General features: G+C 63.7%; 28 protein-coding genes and 1 riboswitch. Of the genes, 14 read left to right on the top strand and 14 right to left on the bottom strand.

Annotation, left to right across the window (positions count from 1 at the left end; all coding sequences use genetic code 11):
* Positions 1-209: 209 nt before the first annotated feature.
* Positions 210-2,384, bottom strand: coding sequence for a TonB-dependent siderophore receptor (locus FH041_RS20210; RefSeq protein ID WP_049695398.1), 2,175 nt, complete (start codon positions 2,382-2,384; stop codon positions 210-212).
* A 183-nt stretch (positions 2,385-2,567) separates the two neighbouring features.
* Here FH041_RS20210 and FH041_RS20205 point away from each other — a divergent pair, with 183 nt between their 5' ends.
* From FH041_RS20205 to FH041_RS20170, 8 genes are all read left to right on the top strand, one after another.
* Entirely contained in the window at positions 2,568-3,260 is a 693-nt protein-coding gene (locus tag FH041_RS20205) for a response regulator transcription factor (protein ID WP_027915140.1), read from the top strand.
* Positions 3,260-4,606 carry a sensor histidine kinase gene (locus FH041_RS20200; protein WP_028687659.1) on the top strand — a complete coding sequence of 449 codons (1,347 nt, stop codon included), beginning with the start codon at positions 3,260-3,262 and terminating at the stop codon, positions 4,604-4,606. The genes FH041_RS20205 and FH041_RS20200 overlap by 1 nt, the downstream gene beginning before the upstream one ends.
* Before the next feature lie 80 nt (positions 4,607-4,686).
* Positions 4,687-5,607, top strand: coding sequence for an alpha/beta hydrolase (locus FH041_RS20195; protein ID WP_049695374.1), 921 nt, complete (start codon positions 4,687-4,689; stop codon positions 5,605-5,607).
* 58 nt (positions 5,608-5,665) lie between these two features.
* A riboswitch (FMN riboswitch) is annotated at positions 5,666-5,807 on the top strand.
* Between the two features lie 80 nt (positions 5,808-5,887).
* Positions 5,888-6,538, top strand: coding sequence for a 3,4-dihydroxy-2-butanone-4-phosphate synthase (gene ribB / locus FH041_RS20190; RefSeq protein WP_023534985.1), 651 nt, complete (start codon positions 5,888-5,890; stop codon positions 6,536-6,538).
* A gap of 126 nt (positions 6,539-6,664) precedes the next feature.
* Entirely contained in the window at positions 6,665-6,907 is a 243-nt protein-coding gene (locus tag FH041_RS20185) for an exodeoxyribonuclease VII small subunit (RefSeq protein ID WP_023534977.1), read from the top strand.
* Positions 6,904-7,791, top strand: a complete 888-nt coding sequence (ispA, locus tag FH041_RS20180; protein WP_049695372.1) for a (2E,6E)-farnesyl diphosphate synthase — start codon at positions 6,904-6,906, stop codon at positions 7,789-7,791. The genes FH041_RS20185 and ispA overlap by 4 nt, the downstream gene beginning before the upstream one ends.
* 118 nt (positions 7,792-7,909) lie before the next feature.
* Positions 7,910-9,805, top strand: a complete 1,896-nt coding sequence (gene dxs, locus FH041_RS20175) for a 1-deoxy-D-xylulose-5-phosphate synthase (RefSeq protein ID WP_059183600.1) — start codon at positions 7,910-7,912, stop codon at positions 9,803-9,805.
* Between the two features lie 176 nt (positions 9,806-9,981).
* Complete coding sequence (locus FH041_RS20170; protein ID WP_088523670.1) at positions 9,982-11,853, top strand: TonB-dependent receptor domain-containing protein; 1,872 nt, start codon at positions 9,982-9,984, stop codon at positions 11,851-11,853.
* On the opposite strand, the gene FH041_RS20165 is transcribed toward FH041_RS20170, so the two are convergent.
* The 12 genes from FH041_RS20165 to nrdR form a co-directional block, all read right to left on the bottom strand.
* A complete protein-coding gene (locus FH041_RS20165; protein WP_028687664.1) occupies positions 11,825-12,643 on the bottom strand; it encodes a cobalamin-binding protein in 819 nt (272 codons plus the stop codon). The two genes, FH041_RS20170 and FH041_RS20165, sit on opposite strands and share 29 nt — an antisense overlap.
* The gene (locus tag FH041_RS20160) at positions 12,643-13,062 is read right to left on the bottom strand and encodes a hypothetical protein (protein WP_027915133.1); all 420 of its coding nucleotides are present in this window, start codon (positions 13,060-13,062) and stop codon (positions 12,643-12,645) included. Before FH041_RS20160 ends, FH041_RS20165 begins: the two co-directional genes overlap by 1 nt.
* On the bottom strand, positions 13,059-13,676 hold the full coding sequence (ribA, locus tag FH041_RS20155; RefSeq protein ID WP_023534989.1) for a GTP cyclohydrolase II: 618 nt from the start codon (positions 13,674-13,676) through the stop codon (positions 13,059-13,061). Before ribA ends, FH041_RS20160 begins: the two co-directional genes overlap by 4 nt.
* 133 nt (positions 13,677-13,809) lie before the next feature.
* Positions 13,810-14,550 carry an ABC transporter substrate-binding protein gene (locus tag FH041_RS20150; RefSeq protein ID WP_028687665.1) on the bottom strand — a complete coding sequence of 247 codons (741 nt, stop codon included), beginning with the start codon at positions 14,548-14,550 and terminating at the stop codon, positions 13,810-13,812.
* Positions 14,551-14,563: 13 nt separating this feature from the next.
* A complete protein-coding gene (locus tag FH041_RS20145) occupies positions 14,564-15,067 on the bottom strand; it encodes a phosphatidylglycerophosphatase A (RefSeq protein ID WP_023535011.1) in 504 nt (167 codons plus the stop codon).
* Entirely contained in the window at positions 15,064-16,038 is a 975-nt protein-coding gene (gene thiL, locus FH041_RS20140) for a thiamine-phosphate kinase (protein ID WP_027915131.1), read from the bottom strand. Before thiL ends, FH041_RS20145 begins: the two co-directional genes overlap by 4 nt.
* A gap of 18 nt (positions 16,039-16,056) precedes the next feature.
* On the bottom strand, positions 16,057-16,557 hold the full coding sequence (nusB, locus tag FH041_RS20135; protein ID WP_027915130.1) for a transcription antitermination factor NusB: 501 nt from the start codon (positions 16,555-16,557) through the stop codon (positions 16,057-16,059).
* Positions 16,554-17,030 (bottom strand): 6,7-dimethyl-8-ribityllumazine synthase, encoded by a 477-nt coding sequence (gene ribE, locus FH041_RS20130; RefSeq protein WP_023534949.1) that lies wholly within the window; start codon positions 17,028-17,030, stop codon positions 16,554-16,556. The genes nusB and ribE overlap by 4 nt, the downstream gene beginning before the upstream one ends.
* A 92-nt stretch (positions 17,031-17,122) precedes the next feature.
* Positions 17,123-18,214, bottom strand: coding sequence for a bifunctional 3,4-dihydroxy-2-butanone-4-phosphate synthase/GTP cyclohydrolase II (gene ribBA / locus FH041_RS20125; protein WP_027915129.1), 1,092 nt, complete (start codon positions 18,212-18,214; stop codon positions 17,123-17,125).
* Positions 18,215-18,232: 18 nt separating this feature from the next.
* Positions 18,233-18,898, bottom strand: coding sequence for a riboflavin synthase (locus tag FH041_RS20120; protein WP_023534964.1), 666 nt, complete (start codon positions 18,896-18,898; stop codon positions 18,233-18,235).
* Positions 18,899-18,938: 40 nt separating this feature from the next.
* Positions 18,939-20,069 carry a bifunctional diaminohydroxyphosphoribosylaminopyrimidine deaminase/5-amino-6-(5-phosphoribosylamino)uracil reductase RibD gene (gene ribD / locus FH041_RS20115; RefSeq protein WP_023535003.1) on the bottom strand — a complete coding sequence of 377 codons (1,131 nt, stop codon included), beginning with the start codon at positions 20,067-20,069 and terminating at the stop codon, positions 18,939-18,941.
* A 2-nt stretch (positions 20,070-20,071) separates the two neighbouring features.
* Positions 20,072-20,536, bottom strand: a complete 465-nt coding sequence (nrdR, locus tag FH041_RS20110; protein WP_027915127.1) for a transcriptional regulator NrdR — start codon at positions 20,534-20,536, stop codon at positions 20,072-20,074.
* A gap of 105 nt (positions 20,537-20,641) precedes the next feature.
* On the opposite strand from nrdR, the gene FH041_RS20105 reads away from it, so the two are divergent.
* From FH041_RS20105 to trxA, 3 genes are read left to right on the top strand one after another with little or no spacing between them, the layout of a single operon-like run.
* Positions 20,642-21,094, top strand: a complete 453-nt coding sequence (locus FH041_RS20105) for a YbaY family lipoprotein (protein WP_028687667.1) — start codon at positions 20,642-20,644, stop codon at positions 21,092-21,094.
* A complete protein-coding gene (locus FH041_RS20100; RefSeq protein WP_027915125.1) occupies positions 21,095-21,754 on the top strand; it encodes a methyltransferase in 660 nt (219 codons plus the stop codon).
* Positions 21,755-21,785: 31 nt separating this feature from the next.
* Positions 21,786-22,658: a thioredoxin gene (gene trxA / locus FH041_RS20095; RefSeq protein ID WP_027915124.1), complete on the top strand. Its 873-nt coding sequence runs from the start codon at positions 21,786-21,788 to the stop codon at positions 22,656-22,658.
* Positions 22,659-22,858: 200 nt separating this feature from the next.
* Here the strand turns inward: trxA and FH041_RS20090 are convergent, their stop codons facing one another.
* On the bottom strand, positions 22,859-23,203 hold the full coding sequence (locus tag FH041_RS20090) for a hypothetical protein (RefSeq protein WP_140175151.1): 345 nt from the start codon (positions 23,201-23,203) through the stop codon (positions 22,859-22,861).
* Positions 23,204-23,345: 142 nt separating this feature from the next.
* Here FH041_RS20090 and FH041_RS20085 point away from each other — a divergent pair, with 142 nt between their 5' ends.
* Genes FH041_RS20085 through FH041_RS20075 form a run of 3 tightly spaced genes read left to right on the top strand, consistent with a single transcriptional unit; the run spans position 23,346 to position 25,909 of the window.
* A complete protein-coding gene (locus FH041_RS20085) occupies positions 23,346-23,933 on the top strand; it encodes a DUF2796 domain-containing protein (protein WP_088523675.1) in 588 nt (195 codons plus the stop codon).
* A complete protein-coding gene (locus tag FH041_RS20080; protein ID WP_028687669.1) occupies positions 23,934-24,644 on the top strand; it encodes an ABC transporter ATP-binding protein in 711 nt (236 codons plus the stop codon). It abuts the gene before it with no gap.
* Positions 24,644-25,909, top strand: coding sequence for an ABC transporter permease (locus FH041_RS20075; protein ID WP_140174983.1), 1,266 nt, complete (start codon positions 24,644-24,646; stop codon positions 25,907-25,909). Before FH041_RS20080 ends, FH041_RS20075 begins: the two co-directional genes overlap by 1 nt.
* The last annotated feature ends 28 nt before the right edge of the window (positions 25,910-25,937 follow it).

The raw sequence follows: 25,937 nt of genomic DNA, 5'->3' as shown, positions 1-25,937 counted from the left end.
AGAGGGCTCGGCGATACCCCATACGGGCATCAGCCATCTCTTTCAGGCCTCTTTTGGTCACACCGTTAAGGCGATTGCGGCTTACCATAAATTAGTCGGAAGCGTCCCCGAGAAGCCGGCCACAAGCCGGCTTTTTAATGCCTGTTTTTCAGCCAGGAAAATGCGGCGAGACGCTCAGGCGGCGCCGCATTACCCGTCGGTACACGCCTCTAGAAATCGTAACGCGCACCCACCAGCACGCTGCGCGACGGGCCGTAGAAGTTGAACGTGGAAGTCGAACCCACCCGCGACAGATAATCGCGATCGAACAGGTTGTTGACGTTGACGGTGGCCGTCAGCTTGGAGGTCACCGGGTAGGAAAGCATGGCGTCCACGGTGGCATAACCCGGCGCGTCGATACGTACCCCGCCGTTTTCCGAGTGGAAATTGCTCATTGCCGAAACGCCGCCACCGATGGCCAGCCCGGTGAGCGCGCCACGGCTGATGGTGTATTTGCTCCACAGCGACGCCTGGTGGCGCGGCATGATGAAGAACGTGGTTTCGGCATCGCCCTTCACGGTTTCGGTGTCCATCCAGGTGTAGCCGCCTAGCAGCTCCCAGTTATCGGTCAGCTTGCCGCTGACTTCCACTTCCGCGCCCTTGACCCGTGTCTTGCCCGCAGCCACCGAGTCATTGGTCGCAACGCCTTCGCTGTCGTAACGGGTGGTGGCGCGGTTTTCGTCGGTCAGGCGAAACGCCGACAGGCGCGTGTTGAGCGCGCCACCAAAGTAGCTGCTCTTGATGCCCACTTCGTACTGCTCGCCTTCGCGTGGCTTGAGTACCCGGCCGTCGCCATCGGTTGCCGATTGCGGCTTGAACACCTGGGAATAGCTGGCATACAGCGCATGGTTTTCGGAAAGGTCATAGACTGCCCCCGCATAGGGTGTGAAATGACCATCGACCTGCTTGCTGTCGTCCGCAGTGACACCGCTCTTGAGGGTCGTGGTGTAGAAATCGCCGCGGTACCAACTGAACCTCCCGCCGGCAATCAACGCCAGGCGCTCGACCGGGCGGAAGGTCACCTTGGAATACAAGCCGTACTCCTCTTCCTGCATGCCCGTCTCGGTCGTGTAGTTCGCAGCTGGTTTAGCGAACTGCTTGGGCGAGTAGGTGTTGACGTTGATGTTGCCCAGCGTCGTGGCCCCGTTCAGGTACTCGGTATCGTAGTTCTTGTAATCGCTGCCGACGACGAACTCGCTGACCTGGCCAAAGGTTTCGAAGGGCTGGCTGTAGCTGGCATCGACCGCGTAGGTGTCCTGGGTGAAATCACGTGCACTGGCGCGTTCGGAGTTTTTGCCCGTGGTAGGGTTCGTGGCCGTGAAGGCGTAGAGATAGTTGGTATCGCGGTGCGACCCGCGGGCAGCAATGCGGCCATAACCACCGTTGTTGAATCGATGAGTCAGCTCAGCGACCAGATCGGTGGTCTTGCCGTCGAACGCGTTCCAGTCTGCGCCCAGAAAGCGGGAATGGCTGAAGTCAGGGACCTTGCCGTCCAACGTTGCCGGGTAGCCGTTGTGCGGCGTGATGTTCTTGACCTCGTGGATCAGGCCGAACGACAAGGTGGTGGCCTCGTCCAGGTCGACATCGAGCGCGCCGTAGTAGCTGTTGCTGGTGTTGGCGTTGTAGTCGACTTCGCCATTGGTGTCGTCGCGCGAGGCGATGAAGCGACCGCGCACCCGTCCGTTTTCGTCCAGCGGCCCGCTCAGGTCCAGTTCCTGGTGATTGGTATCCCAGGTGCCGTAGTAACCCTCGACATGCCCCTGAAAGTCCGCCGTCGGCCGCTTGCGCACCATATTGACGATACCGCCCAGTTCGCTGGTGCTGCTGAATAGTCCGGCCGGGCCACGCATGATCTCGACACGGTCGAAGGCCACAAGCGATGGCACGGTCCCGAAGATGCTCGCCATCGGTGCTGGCAGGCCGTCGATGTTGAATTCGCTGTACTCATAGCCACGGGCGTAGATCGACGACCGACCACTGTCGTTGGTCAGGGTACGCAAGCCGGCCGTGTACTTGGCCAGGTCATCGAGGTGGACAAACTGCCGATCCTTGACGTAATCCTGGGTATAGACGGTGATCGACTGCGGGATGTCCTTCAAGGCGGCTGGCGTCTTGGTGCCCACGGTGGCGGCGTCCACGCTGTACCCGCCAGTGGTTTCGGAGGGCAGCATGTCGTATAGCCGATTGCCTTCGATGGTCAATGCAGGCAGGTCGAGGGGGTCATCGGCATTGACCACCACGGCTACGTCTTGCGCCAATGCCGAAAGTGAAAACGGCGCCACCAGCCCTGCCACCAGCCATCCCCGCACGCGCCGCGCGCGCCCTGCCCCACTGAAAACATTCATGCCGCACCCTTCGCCCATATGATAGTAATTCGCAAACGAAACATATTGCTTTTTGCGAACGATACCGGAGCAGGTACAGGGCATGCAGCAGCATTAACCTTCTTAACACATTGGGGCCATTGCCTAGGGCCGAGTCCGGTGGGATGATTTGCAACTGATATAAATTCTCATTCAAGGCTCGCCGTGCCCACCTCCTTGCTGCTGGTCGAAGACGACCCACGCTTACGCCACGACCTTTACCGCCATTTCATCGACCGTGGCTTCGAGGTACATGCATGCGCGACGGGAGAAGCGGCGCTGGCCAATGCCCGGCGATGCGCATTCGACCTAGCGCTGCTGGACATCATGCTGCCAGGTCTCGATGGCCTGAGCCTGCTCGATGCACTGCGGCGCAAGCAGGCCGTACCGGTGATCCTCATGTCGGCATTGGGTGCCGAGCAGGACCGCATCACCGGATTCACCCGCGGCGCCGACGATTACCTGCCCAAGCCCTTCAGCCTGGCGGAACTGGATGCGCGGGTAGACGCACTGTTGCGCCGGGTCGCCTTCCACAGCACGCCGCCCCTGGCAACGCGCGCTGATGAGCCCGTATTCGACCACGCGGCCCAGGACGTCATGCACAACGGCATGCCGGCGGGGTTGACTGGCTCGGAGTTCCGCCTGTTGATCACGCTGCACGCCCATGCCGGGGAGCCGCTGAGCAAGCCTTTCCTGTACCAGACCGTCCTGCACCGTGGCTACACGCGCCTGGATCGGGGCCTGGATGTGCATGTGTGCAACGTGCGCCGCAAGCTGGCGGACATTGGCATACAGCATCTGCTCATCCAGGCTGTGCGTGGTCAGGGCTATGTCCTGGTCGTGCAGAGCCCGGCCTGATGCGGCGTCATCCGCTGCTGTGGAAGCTGGCCCTGCTGCAGGTCAGCTTCTGCCTGCTGCTCACCTGGTTGATCTGGACCTGGGGCCTGACGGTGGAACGCAGCACCTATTTCCTGGCTCAGGCCGACCAGGACTACCTGGCCCGCTATGCCCGGCAGGCCGAGCTCGCCTGGGAGCAAGGAGGCGCCGTGGGGGTCGAGACCTGGCGTAAGCAGGTGCAAAGGGCCGAGGACACCTGGGCAGCCGTCGTCGGCCCTTACCTGCAAAGCCTGGGGACCACACAGCTCACAGCCGAGGAAGCGGGTCACCTGACCTTCATGCGCAAGCTGAACTGGCCCATGAGCCGCCGCCTGCAAGGCGAACTGCCTTACGTCAGCATTACCTTCCCGCGCCATCCCGAGCACGGTCGCCTGGTGATGCAACTGCCCGAGCGGCTGCTGCCCACCGGGCTGACGCCTTGGACTCACCTGGTTACCCACGGTGTGGCGCCGGCCTTGCTGGCCCTGCTGATGGGGCTGGCACTGTACCGTCACCTTGTCGCCCCGTTGAACCGCCTGCGTGACCGCGCCGATGCGCTGCGGGCCAACGACCTGGACAGCCCAGGCCTGCCCCTGCAAGACCGGCGCGATGAGCTGGGCGAACTGGCGCAGGCCTTCGATCATATGGCCAATCGCTTGCGCCAGAGCCTGGAACAGCAGCGGCTGCTGCTGCGCACACTGTCCCACGAACTGCGCACGCCGCTGGCACGCCTGCGTATTGCCCATGACAGCAACTTGCCCGCCGCCCAGTTACGCGCGCGCATGGATTATGAAACGAGCCATATGCAGAAACTGCTGGAAGACACCCTCGACCTGGCCTGGATGGATACCGAGCAGCCCGTCCTGGCCACCGAACCGGTACTGATGGCATCACTGTGGGAGGCGCTGTGCCAGGACATCTGCTTCGAAAGCGGCTGGAGCCCCGCACGCCTGCCGTGCACACTCGGGCAGGACTGCGTGGTCCAGGTGCACCTGGACAGCGTGGCCCAGGCGCTGGAGAACCTGCTGCGAAACGCCATCCGGCACTCCCCGCCCGAAGGAACCGTCTGCCTGGAGGGCTGGCGAGAGGGTACGCATTGGCACCTGTGCGTGCGCGATCAAGGCCCCGGCGTGCCTGAGGCCGCGCTTGAGCGCATTTTCCAACCGTACCAGCGGCTGACCGCCAGCGGCGCAGGCTTCGGACTGGGCCTGGCCATTGCCCGCCGCGCCGTCCAATTGCAGGGTGGCAGACTCTGGGCCTGCAATGCTCACCCAGGCTTGCGCCTGCACCTTACCCTGCCGGCCAGCGTCAACGGTTTAGAAAGTTAAGGCGCTTTACGCATGTCAAAGGCTGATTATCATCTGGCTGCTTGAGTTGCAGCGCCTGCAATGCCGTGAAGAGATGCCTGATGAACAGAATGATCCGGGGCCTGGCGCTTGTGCTGGCCTTTGTGACCGGTGCCGCCACGGCCCAGCCCGAGCATGACCAGCCGATGGATACGACGCTGCTGGCACGCCAGGACCTGGCCTATCGATTCACCCACCTGGACCTCGACTCGGCAGACGGCGCGCGTCACTACCGGCTGTGGATAGGACTGCCCAAGCGCGCCGCCCCCGCAACCGGCTACCCTGTGTTGTGGATGCTCGACGGCAATGCAGCCCTGAGCGCACTGGACCCACAACGACTCGATGCCTTGGCCGCCGGCCAGGCCCCCGTACTGGTCGCCGTGGGTTACCAGACCCGCCAGCGCATCGACAGAACCAGCCGAACCTACGACTACACGCCGGCGCTGGCCGGGCAGACAGAGCAACGCGACCCACTCACCGGGTTACCCAGCGGCGGGGTGGATGCCTTTCTTGACCTGCTGGAGACCCGCATGCGCTCGGGGCTGGCAGCACTGGTGAGCATCGACCCCCAGCAGCAGACGCTGTGGGGGCACTCGTATGGCGGCCTGGCCGTGCTCCATGCCCTCTTCACCCGGCCCAAGTCATTCGCCGTCTATGCGGCGGCCAGCCCATCGCTGTGGTGGCATGACGGCGCGATCCTGCGCGAAGCGGCAAGCCTGCCGGCGCGGTTGGGGGATGCCCAACCGCAGGTGCTGTTGATGCGCGGCTCACTGGAGCCGGCCAGCCCCCGCGAACCGGCCCAGCCCCACGCCGATCAGACGGCACGGAGCCTCGCCGCCAGCCTGACCCAGCTCAAGGGCGTGCAGGTGTCTTTCAAGCAGTTCGACGGCCTTGGGCATGGGCCGATGCTTGCGGCGTCGCTGCACTGGGTGATCGACACCTTGAGCAAAGCAGCACCGCAGGGCACCTCGCCCAGCCGCTGACAGCGGTCTAGATCATAACGGCGGGTTGCCAACCCAGGCACAGGGTGCGGTATGCTTGCCCGGTCTTCAGGGCGGGGTGAAAGTCCCCACCGGCGGTAAATCGAAAGATGAGCCCGCGAGCGCTCCGGCCATGCCGGAGGTCAGCAGACCTGGTGAGATTCCAGGGCCGACGGTCATAGTCCGGATGAAAGAAGGCGTCAGGCAGGGGCCCCACGGGCACCCTTGCGCACGCATTTTGCTCGCCCCGAGACGTTCATCGATCACTTACGAGGAGCGTTTCATGTCTACCTTGCACCCTGTGCACTTTCCCAATGTCACCGCCGCCATCGCCGCGTTCAAGGCCGGTCGCCCCGTGCTGCTGCTTGACGATGACGACCGTGAAGATGAAGCGGACATCATTGCCGCTGCCGAGAACATTTCGTTGCAGACCATGGCCATGATGATCCGCGATTGCAGCGGTATCGTCTGCCTGTGCCTGGACGAGGCAACGGTCGATGAGCTGCAACTGGCACCCATGGTCCAGAACAACCAGGCCCGCCACGGCACCGGGTTCACGGTCACCATCGAAGCTGCCGAGGGCATCAGCACTGGCGTAAGCGCCCAGGACCGGGTCACCACGATTGCCGCTGCACTGCGCTCTTCGGCCGAGCAACGGCATATCGTCAGCCCTGGGCATGTGTTTCCGCTGCGCGCGCGCAATGGCGGTGTGCTCACGCGTCGCGGTCACACCGAAGGCTCGGTTGACCTGGCCCGCCTGGCCGGACTGCGGCCGGCAGCCGTCTTGTGCGAATTGATGAACCCTGACGGCACGATGGCTCGCGGTGAGGAAGTGGCCGTCTATGCACGCCAGTACAACCTTCCCATGCTGACCATCGACGAGTTGGCGCAGTATCGACTGGCGCTGCAGGCGCAAACGGCTGCGGCGATCTGATCGACCTGGCCACGCCAGGGCCTGAACGGTAGCGCCAACCCGGCGCTGCCGTGCCAATGGCGGTTTGCTCACCCCGCCCCGCTCTGCTAGTGTCGCGGCGTTCAGACTACCGCCGAGACTGCCGCCATGGCCCGCAAAAAAGCTTCCCTTGATTTCGAGCAATCCCTTGCCGAGTTGCAGGCACTGGTCGAGCGCCTGGAGAACGGCGAGTTGTCCCTGGAGGACTCGCTTGCCGCTTTCGAACAAGGCATTGCCCTGACGCGTGATTGCCAAGGCGCACTGGCTCAGGCCGAACAGAAGGTGCAGGTTCTGCTGGAGCGCGATGGCGAGCTGACTGCCCAGCCCTTCGACGTGGAGCCCGAGGCATGATCGGTGCCTATCAGTCCGCCTGCCAGGCACGCGTCGATGGCGCACTCGAGCCGCTGTTCATCGCCCCTACGGCCGAGCTTGAACGCCTGTACGCCGCAATGCGCTACAGCGTGATGAACGGCGGCAAACGCGTACGCCCGCTGCTCGTCTACGCGGCCTGCGAGGCCTTGGGCGCTCCGGCGGAGCACGCCAACGGCGCCGCTTGCGCCGTCGAGCTCATCCACGCTTACTCGCTGGTCCACGACGACTTGCCGGCCATGGATGACGACGACCTGCGCCGCGGCCAGCCGACCACGCACAAGGCGTTCGACGAGGCCTGTGCCATTCTTGCCGGTGACGGCCTGCAAAGCCTGGCCTTCAGCGCATTGCTCGACCCCCGCCTGAGCCCCCAGACCGACGCACTTCGCCTGGCCATGGTGCAGGCCTTGGCCTCGGCCGCCGGCCCCGCTGGCATGGTGGGCGGGCAAGCCATCGACCTGGGCTCGGTGGGCATGAAGCTGGACCAGCAAGCCTTGGCGTTCATGCACCGGCACAAGACCGGTGCACTGATCGAGGCCAGCGTCCGCCTGGGCGGATTGGCCAGTGCCCGCGCCGACCAGGCGCAGCTCGATGCCTTGCAGGTGTATGCGCAGGCCATCGGCCTGGCCTTCCAGGTTCAGGACGACATCCTCGATGTGGAAAGCGATACGGCTACACTGGGTAAACGCCAGGGCGCCGACATCGCCCGCGACAAGCCGACCTACCCCGCCCTGCTGGGCATGGAGGCGGCCAAGGCCTACGCGATCGAACTGCGCGACCAGGCATTGGTCGCATTGGAAAGCTTCGACGAAAAGGCCGAGCCACTGCGAGCCCTGGCGTGCTACATCGTCGAACGCCGCAACTGACCTGGCGAGTACCGCGTGATGGCTGTTAAGCCGCCAGCGCGTCACCCGTCTGAATGGGCAGCTTTTCCTACAATGGGGTAAACTGCCGCGTCTTAATACACCTATAACGACTCGCCTGATGCCCACGACGTTTCAAGAGATCCCCCGCGAACGCCCGGTCACGCCGCTGCTCGACCGCGCTGACACGCCAGATGGCTTGCGCCGTCTGGCCGAAGCCGACCTGGAGACCCTGGCCGACGAGTTGCGCCAGGAACTTCTGTATACCGTGGGCCAGACCGGTGGGCACTTCGGTGCCGGCCTGGGCGTCATCGAGCTGACCATCGCCCTGCACTACGTCTTCGATACCCCCGATGACCGGTTGGTATGGGACGTGGGCCACCAGGCCTACCCGCACAAGATTCTGACCGGGCGCCGCAACCGCATGCTCAGCCTTCGCCAGAAGGACGGCGTAGCCGCCTTCCCGCGCCGCAGCGAAAGCGTGTACGACACCTTCGGCGTCGGACACTCCAGCACATCGATCAGCGCAGCCCTTGGCATGGCCATCGCGGCGCGCCTGCAAAACAGCGCTCGCAAGTCGATTGCGGTCATCGGCGACGGCGCACTCACCGCAGGCATGGCGTTCGAGGCGTTGAACCACGCCCAGGAAGTCAACGCCGACATGCTGGTGATCCTCAACGACAACGACATGTCGATCTCGCGCAATGTGGGAGGCTTGTCCAACTACCTGGCCAAGATCCTCTCCAGCCGCACCTACTCCAGCATGCGCGAAGGCAGCAAGAAAGTGCTGTCGCGCCTGCCAGGTGCGTGGGAAATAGCGCGGCGTACCGAAGAATATGCCAAGGGCATGCTGGTACCCGGCACGCTGTTCGAAGAGCTGGGCTGGAACTACATCGGTCCCATCGATGGTCACGACCTGCCCACGATGATCGCCACCCTGCGCAACATGCGCGACCTCAAAGGCCCGCAGTTCCTGCACGTGGTGACAAAAAAGGGCAAGGGGTTCGCCCCGGCCGAGATCGACCCGATCGGCTACCACGCCATCACCAAGCTCGAGCCTGTGGACAAGCCGGTTGCGCCGAAACAGGCCAGCGGACCGAAATATTCCGCCGTGTTCGGCCAGTGGCTCTGCGACATGGCCGCCGCCGACGATCGCCTTGTCGGCATCACGCCGGCCATGAAGGAAGGCTCCGACCTGGTGGCGTTCAGCGAACGCTACCCTGAACGCTATTTCGACGTGGCGATTGCCGAGCAGCATGCCGTCACGCTCGCGGCGGGCATGGCTTGCGAAGGTAGCAAACCGGTAGTGGCTATCTACTCGACCTTCCTGCAGAGGGCCTATGACCAGTTGATTCATGACGTGGCCGTGCAGAACCTGGACGTGCTGTTCGCCATCGACCGCGCCGGTCTGGTGGGTGAAGACGGCCCGACCCATGCCGGTAGCTATGACCTGTCCTACTTGCGCTGCATCCCTGGCATGCTGGTGATGACCCCCAGCGACGAAAGCGAGTTGCGCCAGATGCTCAGTACGGGCCACCTCTATAACGGCCCGGCTGCCGTGCGCTATCCGCGCGGTACAGGCCCTGGCGCTGCTGTCGACGAGGGCTTGGAACCGCTGGAGATTGGCAAGGGCGTGGTTCGTCGCCGGGGTGAAAAGGTCGCGCTGCTGGTCTTTGGCGTGCAGCTGGCCGAAGCCCTGCAAGTAGCCGAACAGATCAACGCCACGGTCGTCGACATGCGCTTCGTCAAGCCGTTGGATGAAGACTTGGTGCTGGAAATGGCAGGTAGCCACGAACTGCTGGTGACCCTCGAAGAAAATGCCATCATGGGCGGCGCCGGTGCTGCCGTTGGCGAGTGCCTGGCCAGGGAAGCGGTGGTCAAGCCGTTGCTGCACCTGGGCTTGCCGGACCTTTATGTGGAACACGCCAAGCCCGCGCAGATGCTGGCAGAGTGTGGGCTGGATGCAGCGGGCATCGAAGCTAGCGTCAAGGCCCGCATGGTCAAGCTGGGACTTTGATGTGCAGGGCTGCGCTGCAGCCCGGGTGCTCAGCCAAACGAGCAGGCAGTCATTTACCCAACGGGGTCTGTGATTGCCGGCTTCTTTTTCGTTCATGGCGACTCTGAGGGCAAGGGCCTTTCTGCGCTGGGCTCCGCTGTGTTGGAGTGCGCAGACTTCGCAGATATGTACCGCCCGTGAAAAACCCGACCCTTGCCACCCTGCTTTGCCTCCCTCTGCCCCTGCTGGCGTCCGAACGAGATGACGCCCTGAAACTGCCTGACGTGCTCATCAGCGCCAGCCGACAGGCCGAATCGCGCACCGCCACCAGTGCTGCGAACACCGTGTTTACCCGGGCCGATATCGACCGCCTGCAACCGAGTAGCGTCATGGACCTGCTCAGCCGCGTGCCGGGCGTGCAAGTGGCACCGACCGGCGGGCGCGGCAGCTTGCCAGGCCTTTTCATTCGCGGCACCAAGACCGCGCAAACGCTGGTGCTGGTCGATGGTGTACGCATCGCCAACGCGACCTCAGGCGACAGCGGCCTGCAGTTTCTCAACGTCGACCAGATCGAGCGTGTCGAAGTGCTTCGCGGCTCTCGGTCGGCGGTATATGGCAGCGATGCCATTGGCGGGGTCATCCAAGTGTTCACCCGACGGAGCCTCGGTGACGGCCTGCACCCGCGCGTGCGCCTGGCTGCCGGTAGCCGAAAAACCTTCCAGCGCAGCCTGGGTGTGTCGGGCGCCGATGGCTCAACGCGCTTCAACCTGGGCGCAAGCCTGGACGAAACGGCAGGCATCGATTCAACCGGACCGTCGTTCAGCAGTGACGCCGACCATGACGCTTACCGCAACAAATCGCTCAACTTCAGCCTGAGCCAGACGCTCGGCGAGCGCATCGAAGTCGGCCTGAACCTGCTGCACAGTCAGGGCCGCAGTCAATACGACAATCCATTCGGCGGCTTCGACCCTGTCACCTTCCAAAGCGTCGGCCAACAGCCGTACACCGACTTCACCGTCGCCAGCCTGGGCAGTTACCTCGACGCCCAGCTCACCGACAACTGGCACACGCGGATGGAGGTGGCGCACAGCGAAAACCGTGACGACAAGCGCGACACGTTGAGCTCAGAACGCTTTGTGTTCAACACCTACCGCGACCAGATGACCTGGCAGAACGACCTAGCCCTGAACGATCAGCACAGCCTGCTCGCCGGCGCCGACTGGTATCAGGACCGCGTGCACGCCAGTACCGACTTCGAGAAGGACAGCCGCTGGAACCGGGCGGTGTTTCTTCAGCACCGCTATCAAGGCCCGCTGTTCTCCACCGAAGCGGGCGTACGCCAGGACCGCAACGAGCAGTTCGGCACTCACACCACCTGGAGTGGCAGCGTGAGCGTTGCGCTCGATGATCGCAATGATGTGGTGCTGTCCTACAGCGAAGGCTTCCGGGCCCCGACGTTCAACGACCTGTATTACCCGCAGTTCAGCAACCCTGACCTTGACCCCGAGCACGCCAGGACCTATGAAGTGCAGTGGCGCAGCCAGCTGTCTACCGACACCCGCCTGGAGGCTTCCCTGTACCGCACCGACCTGCGCGATGCGATCGTGTTCGGTCAGGACGCCATTCCCCGCAACGTGGCCTCGGCGCGCGTCGACGGTGTAGAGCTGGCCCTGGCCCAACAGTGGGGCGAATGGAGCAGCCAGCTGGGCCTGGCGATGATCGACCCCCGTGACCGCGACAGTGGCCATACATTGGCCCGACGGGCACGCCGCACCCTGAGCCTGGACCTGGACCGCCGTGTGGGACCCTTCGGCATCGGTGCCAGCGTACAGGCTGTCAGCAGCAGCTACGATGATGAAGCCAACCGCAACCGTTTGGGTGGATATGGGTTGCTGGGCCTGCGCGGCAGTTGGGCAGCCACCGAGGCGCTGACCGTGGAGGCGAAGCTGGACAACCTGTTCGACCGTGGCTACAGCCGCGCCCTGTACAGCTACGAGGGCAGCCCCCATGCCTACCAGGAAGAAGGGCGCACGCTGTTGTTCAGCGTGACGTGGGCACCGGCGCTCTAGCGGCCAGCAGTTCGCACAGGCGAGCCGTCGCTTCGATCATCTGCCCACTGGGGCGCTCGATGCCGTTGTCCGGCACCACCAGTAACCCGTCTTGCGCCACCGCGCGCAGCGTCGGCCAGGCCTTCCAACTGGCCAACTGTTGCGCATCGGCGGCCAGGATGATGTCGGGGTCGCGCGCAATGACCGACTCTACGCTCACCTGGGGCGCTGCCGGGTTCAAATCCGCAAAGACATTACGCGCACCACAGACGGCCAGTGCATCGCTGATCACTTGCTGACCACCCAAGGTGTACAAGGGGCGATCCCAGACCTGGTAGAAGACCTGCAGGGGCCTGTCGCGACGGTACTGCTGGCGCAGTGTTTTCAATCGTGCACGCAGGGCGCGAGCGTAGCGGCGGCCTTGGTCAGCGTGGCCTACGTGTTCAGCGATTTCTTCGATCTGGCCAATCAACTGCTCTATGCTGTGGGGCTCTGCGCTGAAGGCAGGGATGCCCAGACGTTTGAGCTGGTCGCGTTGCGCGGGGGGTACGCTGCCCGGCCACAGCAGCAGCAGATCAGGGCGCAGACTGAGCAAACGCTCCATGTCCAGCTGGCCATAGCGCCCCACCGAGGGCAACGCTCGCAACGCCGGTGGCCGTTCACCCCCATCGAGCACCCCCACCAGCAGGTCGCCTGCCTGCAGTTCGAGCATGATTTCCGTCAACGACGGTGCCAGGCTGACGACGCGTAGTGGCCCAGCGCTCGCCAGGCTGCAGGCCAGTAGCGCCAGCCCCGCTATGAGCCGGCGCATCAGCCGAGCTGAGACGGCAGACGGTACAAGTAGAGCAAGACCACGGTGGACAAGGCCAGCAGCACCTGTGGGACGGTTTCCAGGCCCACCAGTACCGACACGGCGGCTACCCAGGCGGGGAAGCAAGCATAGGTCATGGCCAGGCGCCGCACGCGAGCCAGTTCGATCCACGCAGCAGGCTCGGCTTCGGTACCGAGCGCCTTGGAGGTGGCAATCAGCGCGCGCTTGTAGGCCCCGAAGCGCGGCAAGGTGAGAAACAACGTGGCTGCGCCAGCGATAAACAGCGGCATAGCCAACATGGGAATCATCGCCTCGCCACCGCCAAAGGCCCAGGCCATGACCGGCAGCGGCACAAGCCCCACCGCCAGGTACTGCCACCAAGCCAGGGCGAGGCGCCGCTTGACCTCGGCGCGGGTCACGCCTGGGGCACCTCGCCCTGGTGTTCATTGCCCAGCATGTGGCCCAGCTTGCCGGCCTTGGTTGCCAGGTAATGGCTGTTGTGCGGGTTGTGCCCGGTGTGTAGCGGCACACGCTCGGCCACCACGATATCCATGTCGGTCAAGGCCTTGACCTTGCGCGGGTTGTTGGTCATCAAGCGCAACGCCTTGACACCCAGGTGCTCGAGCATCGGCAGGCAGATGGCATAGTCGCGCTGATCCGCAGCAAACCCGAGGCGCTCGTTGGCTTCGACCGTGTCCGCCCCTCCGTCCTGCAGTTCGTAGGCGCGGATCTTGTTCAGCAGGCCAATGCCACGGCCTTCCTGGCGCAGGTAAAGCAGCACGCCACGACCTTCTCGGGCGATCGCCTGGAGGGCAGCTTCGAGTTGCGACCCGCAATCACAGCGTTGACTGAACAAGGCATCGCCGGTCAGGCATTCGGAATGCAGGCGCCCCAGTACCGGCTGCCCATCGGCGATATCACCCAGGCTGAGCACCACATGCTCGCGGCCAGTGGCTTCATCCAGAAAGCCGTGCATGGTGAAAGTCGCGAAAGGCGTCGGGAGTTTAGAGGCGGCAACAAAGACAACGGGCACGTTGTGCTCCTGGGATAAGTGGGAATTTCAATGGACCGATTGTATCAGCAGCTTACAGGCAGTGCTCCCGCAGTATACCGCCGGTTATTATCGAAAACCTCGATGCGTAGCGGTTGCGGGCATGTACCACGCGCTACGGTTTGGTACTGGCATCGAAAGGATAAGGCTGTTTCCAACGTTCGAATATCGGCTTGAGTTCGCCGCTGCGCACCAGTTCGGCCATGCGTTTGTCGAACACATCACGCAGTGCCTCACCCCGCTGACTGCGGGCAAACGCCAGGTACATGGGCAGCTCGACCACATGGGTGCGCCGGAATCGATCAGGTTGCGAGCTTTGCCCGATGACGTAGTCCACTTCGGTCATGGCGTCGACATAGAAGTCCACCCGGTCATGCTCCAGCATGGGCAGAATGCCTTCGCGTCGCTGGATTTCACGGTACTCCCGCACGCGGGGCAGGTATTTGCCATAGGCATAGCCACGCACCCAAGCCAGGCGATAGTCGCCTATGGTTGCCAGTGTAGGGGCCGGCTTGCTGGCAAGCCCCAGGGCGTAGATATGGTCGACGTCGAAATGCCAGCGAGGGTAGAGGTTGTCTTCACTTTCGTCCTTGTACGAGCCAACCCAGGCGTCAGCCTCGCCACGTTTGACCAGGCCAATGGCACGGCTATACGGAGCACTCTGCGGCACGACCTCGATCCCTGCGGGCTGGAACACCTTGCGCATCACGTCCCAGGCCACACCGGTGCCATCTGCGTTGGTGTAGTCGACCCACTCCTCGCTGACCAGGCGAATCTGGCCAGGCTGGCTGTCGCCGGCAGCCGCCCATGGGGCAGCGGCCATCAACAATGCCAGTAGCACACCCTTCAGCACCATGGCAGCCCCCGTTCTACGCGACAGCCCATACCAGAACCTGCATGCCCAACCAGGCGAAGACGCCGGCCAGCACGTCATCGAGCATGATGCCAACGCCGCCATGCACGTGACGATCGATCCAGCGAATGGGCCAAGGCTTGAGGATGTCGAAGAAACGGAACATCAAAAAACCCGCCAACAGCCACTGCCAGCCATCGGGCACCAACCACAGCGTGATCCACATGCCGACCATTTCGTCCCAGACGATGCCTTCGTGGTCATGCACGCGCAAGTCATTGGCCACCTTGCCGCACAGCCAGAAGCCGAACAGCATGGTGATCCCGAGTACCAGCCAATACCCCCAATCGGGCAGCATCTGCCAGAGCGGAATGAAGGGTATCGCCACCAGCGAGCCCCAGGTGCCGGGCGCTTTGGGCAAGGTGCCGGAGCCGAACCCGAACGCGATGAAGTGCCAAGGGTTGCGCCAGACCGATGGCGGAACGAACTCCGCAGGCACCTGATTGGGGTGGTCGGTCACGGTATCTCCCTAAAGTGTTGATAGCCCCGCTGCCGAGGCGTGATGTCCTGACCGTGCGCATCGCGCAGGGACACGCCCTGCCCTTGCAGCACGCGGCCAATGGGGTAGACCTGGATGAAGCCAAAGTGCGCAAGGTGCGTCAAGGCGTCCGGAGGTGCCGTGAACGCCAGTATGTAGTCGTCGCCACCGGCGAGCGCTGCCTGCACGGCTGCCTCGCGGCCCAGGAACGCCTCCACTTCGGGGGACACTGGCACCTGCGCCAGGTTCACCTCGAGCGCCACGCCAGAGGCCTTGGCGATATGACCGCAATCGGCCAGCAACCCATCGGAAATATCCAGTGCCGCCGTGGCGTGCCCTCTGAGCAAGGCACCGAGGGTGAGCTGCGGCATGGGCGCCCAATAGTGGGCCAGCAGCGGCTCTGCCACGTCCGGCGGCGCCTGGCGCTCCCCGAGCACCAGAGGCAAGGCGCCAGCGGCCTTGCCCAGCACGCCACCGACATACAGCAGGTCGCCCGGCTGGGCGCCAGTGCGGCGTAATGCCTGCCCGGCCGGCACACGGCCGAACACCGTCACGGTGATGCTCAGCGGACCCCGGGTCGTGTCCCCGCCAATCAGGCTCATGCGGCAACGGTGAGCCATGCGGCTCAATCCTGCCGAGTATTCCTCCAACCACGCGTGGCTGACGTCAGGCAGGGTGAGGGCCAGCGTGAAACCGATCGCGGTAGCGCCCATGGCGGCCAGGTCACTGACGGCGACTGCCAGGCAGCGCTGACCCAGCAGCTTCGGGTCGCAGACGGCAGGGAAATGCACCCCAGCTACCAGAGTATCGGTCGAGACGGCCAACTGCTCACCGGGAGGCAGATCCAGCAGAGCACAGTCGTCACCGATGCCCAGCGCCACCCCTTCGCCCTCGCCGTGCACTGCACAGTGCGCGGAGGCGAAGTAACGGTTGATCAGCTCGAACTCACCCATGGCCAGGCTGCGCCGCAATCAGCGCTTGTTCGCCTTGACTTCGGCTTCGCGCAGCGTCGGTGCCAGTTTGTCGAGCACGCCGTTGACGAACTTGTGACCGTCGGTGGCGCCGAAGACCTTGGCCAGCTCGACGCCTTCGTTGATCACAACGCGGTAAGGCACGTCGATGCGCTTGATGAACTCCCAGGTGGACAGACGCAACACGGCCAGTTCGACCGGGTCGAGTTCGTCAAGGCTCAGGTCCAGGCAGGGCTCGAGCGCACCGTCGATTTCGCCCTTGATGGCCGGAACGCCATGCAGGATTTCACGGAAGTAGGCGCCGTCGACATCTGCAAAATCGTTATCGACCCGAAACTGCGCTTCGATCTCGTTCAACGAATGATGCGCCATGTGCCATTGATACAGTGCCTGGGTCGCGAGCTTGCGGGCTTCACGGCGTTTGGCGCTTTTCGATGGCTTGCCGGCATCCGCAGGCTTGGGATCGCGCGGGTTGAAACGATCGCTTTCGTCGCTAATCACTTGGCCTCCAACTGCGCCAGCAGGCTTACCATTTCCAGGGCAGACAGGGCAGCTTCTGCACCTTTGTTGCCGGCCTTGGTGCCGGAACGTTCGATGGCCTGTTCGATGGAGTCGACGGTCAGTACGCCGAACGCCACAGGAACACCGAACTCCATGGACACCTGAGCCAGGCCCTTGGTGCACTCGCCCGCCACGTATTCAAAGTGCGGGGTGCCGCCACGGATTACAGCGCCCAGCGCGATGATCGCGTCGTAAGCACCTTGCTGGGCGACCTTCTGGGCAACCAGCGGAATCTCGAACGCACCAGGCGCACGGATGATGGTGATGTCGTTTTCGCTGACACCATGGCGTACCAGGGCATCAACGGCACCACTTACCAGGCTTTCGACGACGAAGCTGTTGAAGCGGCCAACCACCAAAGCATAGCGACCTTTGGGGGCAATGAAGGTACCTTCGATGGTCTTCAGGGTCATTGCGATATTCTCATCTTCAAACGCAAGGCCGCTTGCTGGCGGCCTCGACAGGGGTATGGACTCGAGCTGCAGGGCGTCATTGCCGCCTCAAGTCACTCGGAGGGCACGTATTCTACAACTTCCAGGTCGAATCCGGATATCGCATTGAACTTCATCGGCGAACTCATCAGGCGCATCTTGCGCACGCCGAGGTCACGCAGGATCTGCGAACCGGCACCCACGGTGCTGTAGGTGGTCGGGGTCTTGGCCGGTGCATCGCCTGCACTTTCGCGAATATGCGCAAGCAGCACATCGCCATCGAGCGGGTGCCCCAGCAGCAGCACCACACCGCTTCCGGCTTCGGCCACGGCGGCCATGGCGGCGCGCAGGCTCCAGCGACCCGGCTGCTTGACCAGCAGCAGGTCGCGCAGCGGGTCCATGTTGTGCACGCGCACCAGGGTGGGCTCTTCGGCGCAGATGGCGCCCAGGGTCAAGGCCATGTGCACGTCACCTTCAACCGCATCGCGGTAGGTGACCAGGTTGAACTCGCCCAGCTCGCTTTCCACCGACTGCTCGGAAACCCGCTGCACGGTGCGCTCGTGGATCATGCGGTAGTGAATGAGATCGGCGATGGTGCCGATCTTCAGGCCGTGCTCGGCAGCGAACACTTCCAGTTCGGCGCGGCGCGACATGGTGCCGTCGTCGTTCATCACCTCGCAGATCACGCCGCTGGGCTCGAACCCGGCCATGCGTGCCAGGTCGCAGGCTGCCTCGGTGTGCCCGGCGCGAGCCAGCGTACCGCCTGGCTGAGCCATGAGCGGGAAGATGTGCCCAGGGCTGACGATGTCTTCGGCCTTGGCGTCCTTGGCGGCAGCCGCTTGCACGGTGCGGGCACGGTCGGCGGCGGAAATGCCGGTGGTGACACCCTCGGCCGCCTCGATCGAAACGGTGAACTTGGTGCCGAAGCCTGAACCATTGCGCGGCGCCATCAGGGGCAGCTTGAGGGTTTCGCAACGTTCGCGGGTCATCGGCATGCAGATCAGGCCACGGGCGTGCTTGGCCATGAAGTTGATGTGCTCGGGCTGGCAGCATTCGGCTGCCATGATGATATCGCCTTCGTTCTCACGGTCTTCGTCATCCATCAGGATGACCATTTTGCCCTGGCGGATGTCTTCGACCAGTTCTTCGATGCTGTTGAGCGCCACGCGGCACCCCCTTCTCAATCAGGATTTCAAGAAGCCGTTGGCGGCCAGGAAACTTTCGGTGATGCCACTGCCCTTGCTCGGCTCGGCCGCCTTGTCGCCCAGCAGCAAGCGCTCCAGGTAACGGGCCAGCAGGTCGACCTCAAGGTTTACCCGACGCCCTGCGCGGTAGTCGGCCATGATGGTTTCGGACAGGGTGTGCGGGACGATGGTCAGCTCGAATTCGGCGCCATTGACCTCGTTGACCGTCAGGCTGGTGCCATCGACGGTAATCGAACCCTTGTGGGCGATGTACTTGGCCAGTTCTCGCGGCGCACGCACGCGAAACTGGATGGCGCGGGCGTTATCGCTGCGCGAGATGATTTCGCCGACACCGTCGACGTGACCGCTGACCAGGTGTCCCCCCAGGCGGGTGGTTGGCGTCAGCGCTTTTTCAAGGTTGACCTTGCTGCCACTTTTCAAGTCGACGAAAGCCGTGCGCTTGAGGGTCTCCACGCTCACATCGGCCCAGAAGCCGTTGCCAGGCAATTCCACCGCCGTCAGGCAAACGCCATTGACGGCGATGCTGTCGCCGAGCTTGACGTCACCCAGGTCAAGCTTGCCGGTGTCGACGTGCACGCGCACGTCGCCGCCTTTGGGCGTCAGACTGCGGATGGTGCCGATGGATTCGATGATGCCGGTGAACATGGGTCTTCCTCAAAACGGTGTGCGCGGGGCAAGCCGCGCATTATACGCCGGGCGCAGGCAGCGGTACGGCTGTGACCCGCCAGTCATCGCCTACTGCGCGCATGTCGGTGATCTTCAGCCGCGGTGCCTCGCTCATGCGGTTCAGTGGCCAGTCCAGCAGTGGGCGTGCGCTTGAGCCAAGGAAGGTGCCTGCCATGAACAGCTGGTACTCGTCGACAAGGCCTTGCTGGGCGAAGGCCCCGACCAGGCCGGCGCCGGCTTCCAGCAGGATTTCGTTGACGCCACGGGCGGCCAGAGCTTGAAGCAGGGCACGCAGGTCCACATGGCCATTGTCGCCCGGCAGGCTGAGCAGTTCATGGCCGGCAGCGGCATAACGTGGGTCATCTGCGACGGCGGTCACCACCAGCGCGGGGCCGGCCTGGAAGAAGGGCGCCTGCAAGGGCAAGCGCAAACGGCCATCGACCAGCACCCGCAGCGGTGCCCGGCTCAGGGCAAGCGCGGTGGTTTCGGCGTCCAGGCCCAACTCGGCGCCACGCACCGTCATGCGGGCACCGTCAGCCAGTACGCTGCTTGCACTGGTCAGCACCACGCTGGAGCGCGCGCGCAGACGCTGCACGGCAGAACGCGCCGCAGGGCCGGTGATCCACTGGCTTTCGCCGCTGGCCATGGCGGTACGACCATCCAGGCTCATGGCCAGCTTGGCGCGCACGAACGGCAACCCCTGTTCCATGCGCTTGAGGAACCCGGGGTTGAGTGCCCGCGCCTGCTCTTCGAGCACCCCGCTGGCCACGTCGATACCGGCCTGGGCAAGTCGCTGCAGGCCCCGCCCAGCCACCTGGGGATTGGGGTCCTGCATGGCGGCCACTACGCGCGCCACACCGGCCTTGACCAAGGCTTCGGCACACGGCGGCGTACGGCCATGGTGGCTGCAGGGTTCGAGGGTGACATAGGCACAGCCGCCCCGCGCACGCTCGCCTGCCTGGGCAAGCGCATGCACCTCGGCATGGGGCTCCCCGGCGCGCACATGCCAGCCCTCGCCCACCACCTCGCCATCACGGACGATGACGCAACCCACACGCGGGTTGGGGTGGGTGGTGTAGAGCCCCTTGCGCGCCAACTCAAGGGCACGGGCCATGTAATGGGCGTCAAGCACAGCTGCGGGGGTTTGCATGCTCACTCTTTGGCCGGCTCACGGGCCAGGCGGTCGATTTCTTCGCGGAATTCGTCAAGGTCCTGGAAGCGCCGATAAACCGAGGCGAAGCGGATGTAGGCGACTTCATCGAGTTTGCGCAACTCGCCCATCACCAGCTCGCCCACCACCAGCGACTTGACCTCGCGCTCGCCGGTGGCGCGCAGCCGACTCTTGATGTGGGCCAGGGCGGCCTCGAGGCGCTCGACACTGACAGGGCGTTTTTCCAGCGCACGCTGCATGCCGGCCCGCAACTTGTCTTCGTCGAAGGGCTGGCGAGTACCGTCCTGTTTGATCAGCCGGGGCAGTACCAGCTCGGCGGTCTCGAAGGTGGTGAAGCGCTCGCCGCAGGCGACGCATTCGCGACGGCGCCGCACTTGCTCGCCCTCGGCGACCAGGCGCGAGTCGATGACCTTGGTGTCGTTGGCACCGCAAAAGGGACAGTGCATGGTGGCAGGCAACAAAAAAAGGGAGGGCCATGGTAGCGCATCCCACTGGCAAGACAAGCCAAAGGGGTTAACATCCATGCAATTCTGCCCCTGAAGGACTACCCCATGCCACTTCGAGCGCTTGCCGTGCTGTGCTGCGCCGCCCTGCTCACCGCCTGCGGCAGTGACCAGCCCAAGACCGAACAACCGCCTGCTCCGGCGCCCGCCAAAGTGTCCAAAAAGGCCCAGCCGCTTGGCCCCTTGCCGGCCTATCAGCGCGAGCTGAGCGGCACGTTGCTGGGCATCCCCGCCGGCGCAGAGGTAGAACTTGCCCTGCTGGTGATCGATGACCGCGACAGGCCGCAACAGCTGCTGGCCAGTAGCACCTTGCCGGGTACCGGCCAGGCCCTGCCCTACCAGCTGCGTTTCAACCCCGAGGCATTTCCGGCCGGCGCCAGGGTAGAGCTGCGTGGACGAGCCAGCCGCTCAGGCCAGTTGATCATGCACTTGCCGCCGCTGCGCATCACCCAGGCACAGACCCAGGCCACCGGCCCGCTGCAGTTCGAAAAGGCACCGTAAGTGGCGCCAGTGGCGTTGCAACAGGCCTTGAGCGGCCTGATTGGCGAGGCACGGCTGGTGATCAGCGACCTGCCTGACTGTGCGTTGAAATTATGGCTGATCGATGATCAGAACATGGATCGCGCTTTTAGCAGCGAAGAAACCCGGCGCATTCTCGAAGATCCGCCGTACTGGAGCTTCTGCTGGGCCAGTGGCCTGGCCATGGCGCGCTACCTGGCCGAGCACCGGGAGTGGGTAGCCGGCAAGCGGGTGCTCGATTTTGGCGCCGGTTCCGGTATCGCCGGCATCGCCGCTGCCCGTGCAGGTGCGCTGGAGGTCGTGGCCTGCGACCTTGATCCGCTGGCCTTGGACGCCTGCCGTGCCAACGCCGCCTTGAACCAGGTGGAACTGGGCTACAGCAGCGACTTTTTTGCCGAGGATGACCGTTTCGACCTGATCCTGGTGGCCGATGTGCTCTACGACCGCGCCAACCTGCCGCTGCTCGATACCTTCCTCGACCGGGGCCGACAGGCACTGGTGGCCGACTCTCGCGTACGGGACTTCAGCCACCCGTTGTACCGACCGCTTGGGGTGCTCGACGCCTTGACCCTGCCGGACTTGGCCGAGCCGCACGAATTCCGCCGGGTCAGCCTGTACCACGCCAGCCGCGAGCCTTTATAGTGGTGCCATTCACGGATTTGCGAGAGTCGCGATGACCCAGGACACCCCCTATATCTTCGATGCCACCGATGCCACCTTCCAGCAGCTGGTGATCGAGAATTCATTCCACAAGCCAGTGCTGGTCGATTTCTGGGCCGAATGGTGCGCGCCTTGCAAAGCGCTGATGCCGCTTCTGGCAAAAATTGCCGAGGAGTACCAGGGCGAACTGCTGCTGGCCAAGATCAACTGCGACGTCGAGCAACAGGTCGTGGCGCAATTCGGCATCCGCAGTCTGCCAACCGTGGTGCTGTTCAAGGATGGCCAGCCGGTCGACGGTTTTGCCGGTGCTCAGCCGGAATCGGCGATCCGCACCATGCTCGAGCCACATGTGCAACTGCCGGCGCCACCCACCGCCTCGCCGCTGGAACAGGCTCAGGCGCTGTTCGCCGAAAGCCGTTTTGGCGAAGCCGAAGCGGTGCTGCAGCAATTGCTTGCAGAAGACAATAGCAACGCCGAAGGCCTGATCCTGTACGCCCGCTGCCTGGCCGAGCGCGGTGAGCTGGGCGAGGCCCAGGTGGTGCTAGACGCGGTCAAGACCGAGGACCATAAGGCCGCCCTGGCCGGCGCCAAGGCGCAACTGACTTTCCTGCGCCAGGCCGCCAGCCTGCCGGAGGTTGCAGACCTGAAAAGCCGTCTGGCACAGAACCCACAAGATGACGAGGCCACGTACCAACTGTGCATCCAGCAGCTGGCACGCCAGCAGTACGAGCCCGCGCTTGAAAGCCTGCTCAAGTTGTTCCAGCGCAATCGCGGTTACGAAAATGGGCTACCGCACAAGGCATTGCTGCAGGTGTTCGAGTTGCTCGGCAGTGCCCATCCGCTGGTGGGTACGTATCGCCGTAAGCTGTTCGCTGCGATGTACTGACGCTTATCAGGCGTGAAGGGCACGAGTGAGGCACGCCGCCTTGCTCATGCCCTTGCTCAGGCTTCGCCGAGGGCTAAGAATGGCTGGAGGCTGATGAGGGCTACAGCTTGACGATGACTGCACAGCACCCGTTGCCTGGGCTGTTCATCCATGACCCGCGAGCCGGCCACAGGTACACCTGTCACGTCTTTGAAGGTCATCTACGCCTTTTTGTCGGTCTGCCATACATACATCGGCGTTTCGCCCTCACTGAACACCCGTACCTGCCCATGGTGCCGCAACCGCACCAGCAACCGCTTGGCTGCGCCAAAGTCCCCCGTGACGCCCTGCAGTTGCTCAAGCAGCTCTGGCCCCTCCATACGGCCAGCCGTGCGCAACAACTCGCAGGCTACCCGCCATGGCCCGTCATCCTTCGTCGCTGCGGGAGGCATCGCGGCAGCTGGCTGGGGTGTCGAAGCGGGGAGTTGTTCGGTTGGCCGCGCCAACTGCGCCCATTCCTGGGGATCAAGCTCAATGGTCAAGTCCACCGGCCACTCACCGATCATTCCACGAATTCTCACTGTAGGTCCTCACTCACGTCATTGTCGCCATGCTACCGCAACATGAAACCTGAGCCACGAGGCTGGCGGCCCGCCAAACAATCGTTATAACATAACCACTCCTATTGACCTGCTCCTGGAGTCATCCATGCGTCGTCTGCTGCTAGCCCTGCCCTTCGCCTGCTTGCCCCTGGCCATGATGGCCCATGCCCACGATGAACATGAGCATGATCACGGCCATGGCACGCTTGCCGCCCATGAGCATGGTGTGGCCAAGCTCAATGCCGTGCTCGACGGCAAAACCCTGGAGCTTGAGCTGGACAGCCCGGCGATGAACCTGGTCGGCTTCGAGCACATGGCCAGCAGCGATGCCGACAAGGCCAAGGTAGCCGCCGTGCGTCAGCAATTGGAACAGCCCCTGAAGTTGTTCGCCCTGACGGCGGCCGCTGGTTGCACGCCAGACCAGCAAGAACTGCAAAGCCCACTGTTCGGGGATGCGGCCAAGGCTGACGACGATGGCGACGATGGCGACGAGCACGAGAAAGGCCACGTCCACAGCGACATCAACGCCCATTACCAATTCACCTGCGCAGCGCCTGAAAAGCTCACCCAGATCGACCTGTCGCCGCTGTTCAAGGCCTTCCCCGCCACGCAGAAAATCAATGTGCAATTGATCGGCCCGAACGGCCAGAAGGGAGTGGAAACCGCGCCAACCAAGGCCGTGGTCACACTCTGAATGAACCAGCCGCTGATCCACCTGCAAGGCGTGGAGTTCGCCTGGCCGGGGCAACCGCCATTGCTGGATATCCCCGCCTTTGACCTGCAAGCCGGTGAGGCTGTGTTTCTCAAGGGCCCCAGCGGCAGTGGCAAGACCACCCTGCTGGGCTTGCTCGGCGGGGTCAACCGGCCAGCCCGTGGGCGAATCCAACTGCTTGGGCAGGACCTGGCCTTACTCGGCCAAGGTGCCCGTGACCGTTTCCGTGTGGACCACACCGGATACATCTTCCAGCAATTCAACCTGCTGCCGTTTCTCTCGGTACGGGAAAATGTCGAGCTGCCCTGTCGTTTCTCCCGCAGCCGCGCCCAGCGTGCCATCGAGCGCCACGGTAGCGTCGACCAGGCCGCCAGCGAATTGCTCGCCCATCTGGGCCTGGGCGATAGGCAGTTGCTGGCGCGGCGAGCCGACAGCCTGTCGATCGGCCAGCAGCAACGCGTCGCCGCCGCCCGCGCTTTGATCGGCCAGCCCGAGCTGGTGATCGCCGATGAGCCCACATCAGCGCTGGATGCCGATACCCGCGAAGCGTTCATCGCCTTGCTGTTCAACGAATGCCGCGCGGCAGGCTCAAGCTTGCTGTTCGTCAGTCATGACCAAAGCCTGGCCCCGTTGTTCGACCGTCACCTGTCCCTGGCCGAGCTCAATCGCGCCGCCAAACCCCGGGAGGCATGATGTACCTGCTTCGTCTTGCCTTGGCCAGCCTGGCCAACCGCCGCTTCACCGCCTTTCTCACCGCGTTCGCCATCGCCTTATCGGTGTGCCTGCTGCTGGCTGTCGAGCGGGTGCGCACCGAAGCCCGCGCCAGCTTTGCCAGCACCATCAGTGGTACTGACCTGATTGTCGGGGCGCGGTCAGGCTCGGTGAACCTGTTGCTGTACTCGGTGTTTCGCATCGGCAATGCCACCAACAACATCCGCTGGGACAGCTACCAGCACTACGCCCAGGACCCACGGGTGAAGTGGGCGATCCCCATCTCCTTGGGCGACTCGCACCGCGGCTACCGGGTGATGGGCACCACCGGCGCCTATTTCGACCACTATCAGTACGGGCGCAAGCAGCACCTGGCATTGCGCCAGGGCCGGGAATTTGCCGACGATCCTTTCGAGGTGGTACTGGGTGCAGAGGTTGCCGATGCCTTGCACTACAAGCTGGGCGACAAACTGGTGCTGGCCCATGGCGTGGCGGCGATCAGCCTGGTCAAGCACGACGACAAACCCTTTACCGTGGTCGGTGTACTCAAGCGCACCGGCACGCCGGTTGACCGCACCTTGCACATCAGCCTGGCCGGCATGGAGGCCATCCATATCGACTGGCACAACGGCGTGCCGGCCCGAGGTGCGGGACGCATCAGTGCAGAACAGGCGCGTGGCATGGACCTGCAACCCGCTGCGATCACGGCGTTCATGTTGGGTTTGAACAACAAGATCGCCACCTTCAGCCTGCAGCGCGAAATCAATGAGTACCGGAACGAGCCGCTGTTGGCGATTTTGCCAGGGGTGGCGTTGCAGGAGTTGTGGAGCCTGATGAGCACTGCCGAACAGGCCCTGTTCGTGGTGTCGCTGTTCGTCGTGCTCACTGGCCTGATTGGCATGCTCACGGCGATCCTCACCAGCCTGAACGAGCGCCGCCGGGAAATGGCGATCCTGCGCTCGGTCGGTGCACGGCCATGGCACATCGCCGGGCTGCTGGTGCTTGAGGCCCTGGCACTGGCGACTGCCGGAATCGTTGCCGGGCTTGGCCTGCTGTACGCCGGTATCGCCCTGGCCCAGGGTTACGTGCAGGCCAACTATGGCTTGTACCTGCCACTGGCCTGGCCCAGCACGCATGAATGGTCGTTGCTGGCTATCATCCTTGGCGCAGCGCTGTTGATGGGCAGCGTTCCGGCATGGCGAGCCTATCGACAGTCGTTGGCAGATGGCTTGTCGATCCACCTTTGAGAGCCTGTGATGATGCGATTTCTCACCG

Source organism: Pseudomonas sp. SWI7 (assembly GCF_006351945.1).
GTDB lineage: Bacteria > Pseudomonadota > Gammaproteobacteria > Pseudomonadales > Pseudomonadaceae > Aquipseudomonas > Aquipseudomonas fulva.
The sequence above is the reverse complement of the archived record's forward strand: the minus strand, read 5'-3'. Positions and strand labels throughout refer to the sequence as shown.

Excerpts from the sequence above, each read along its gene's own strand:
- FH041_RS20210 (WP_049695398.1), bottom strand. The coding sequence starts at position 2,384 with ATGAATGTTTTCAGTGGGGCAGGGCGCGCGCGGCGCGTGCGGGGATGG.
- FH041_RS20200 (WP_028687659.1), top strand. The coding sequence starts at position 3,260 with ATGCGGCGTCATCCGCTGCTGTGGAAGCTGGCCCTGCTGCAGGTCAGC.
- FH041_RS20195 (WP_049695374.1), top strand. The coding sequence starts at position 4,687 with ATGAACAGAATGATCCGGGGCCTGGCGCTTGTGCTGGCCTTTGTGACC.
- ribB (WP_023534985.1), top strand. The coding sequence starts at position 5,888 with ATGTCTACCTTGCACCCTGTGCACTTTCCCAATGTCACCGCCGCCATC.
- FH041_RS20185 (WP_023534977.1), top strand. The coding sequence starts at position 6,665 with ATGGCCCGCAAAAAAGCTTCCCTTGATTTCGAGCAATCCCTTGCCGAG.
- ispA (WP_049695372.1), top strand. The coding sequence starts at position 6,904 with ATGATCGGTGCCTATCAGTCCGCCTGCCAGGCACGCGTCGATGGCGCA.
- dxs (WP_059183600.1), top strand. The coding sequence starts at position 7,910 with ATGCCCACGACGTTTCAAGAGATCCCCCGCGAACGCCCGGTCACGCCG.
- FH041_RS20165 (WP_028687664.1), bottom strand. The coding sequence starts at position 12,643 with ATGCGCCGGCTCATAGCGGGGCTGGCGCTACTGGCCTGCAGCCTGGCG.
- FH041_RS20150 (WP_028687665.1), bottom strand. The coding sequence starts at position 14,550 with ATGGTGCTGAAGGGTGTGCTACTGGCATTGTTGATGGCCGCTGCCCCA.
- thiL (WP_027915131.1), bottom strand. The coding sequence starts at position 16,038 with ATGGGTGAGTTCGAGCTGATCAACCGTTACTTCGCCTCCGCGCACTGT.
- ribE (WP_023534949.1), bottom strand. The coding sequence starts at position 17,030 with ATGACCCTGAAGACCATCGAAGGTACCTTCATTGCCCCCAAAGGTCGC.
- FH041_RS20120 (WP_023534964.1), bottom strand. The coding sequence starts at position 18,898 with ATGTTCACCGGCATCATCGAATCCATCGGCACCATCCGCAGTCTGACG.
- ribD (WP_023535003.1), bottom strand. The coding sequence starts at position 20,069 with ATGCAAACCCCCGCAGCTGTGCTTGACGCCCATTACATGGCCCGTGCC.
- nrdR (WP_027915127.1), bottom strand. The coding sequence starts at position 20,536 with ATGCACTGTCCCTTTTGCGGTGCCAACGACACCAAGGTCATCGACTCG.
- FH041_RS20105 (WP_028687667.1), top strand. The coding sequence starts at position 20,642 with ATGCCACTTCGAGCGCTTGCCGTGCTGTGCTGCGCCGCCCTGCTCACC.
- trxA (WP_027915124.1), top strand. The coding sequence starts at position 21,786 with ATGACCCAGGACACCCCCTATATCTTCGATGCCACCGATGCCACCTTC.
- FH041_RS20090 (WP_140175151.1), bottom strand. The coding sequence starts at position 23,203 with ATGATCGGTGAGTGGCCGGTGGACTTGACCATTGAGCTTGATCCCCAG.
- FH041_RS20085 (WP_088523675.1), top strand. The coding sequence starts at position 23,346 with ATGCGTCGTCTGCTGCTAGCCCTGCCCTTCGCCTGCTTGCCCCTGGCC.
- FH041_RS20080 (WP_028687669.1), top strand. The coding sequence starts at position 23,934 with ATGAACCAGCCGCTGATCCACCTGCAAGGCGTGGAGTTCGCCTGGCCG.
- FH041_RS20075 (WP_140174983.1), top strand. The coding sequence starts at position 24,644 with ATGTACCTGCTTCGTCTTGCCTTGGCCAGCCTGGCCAACCGCCGCTTC.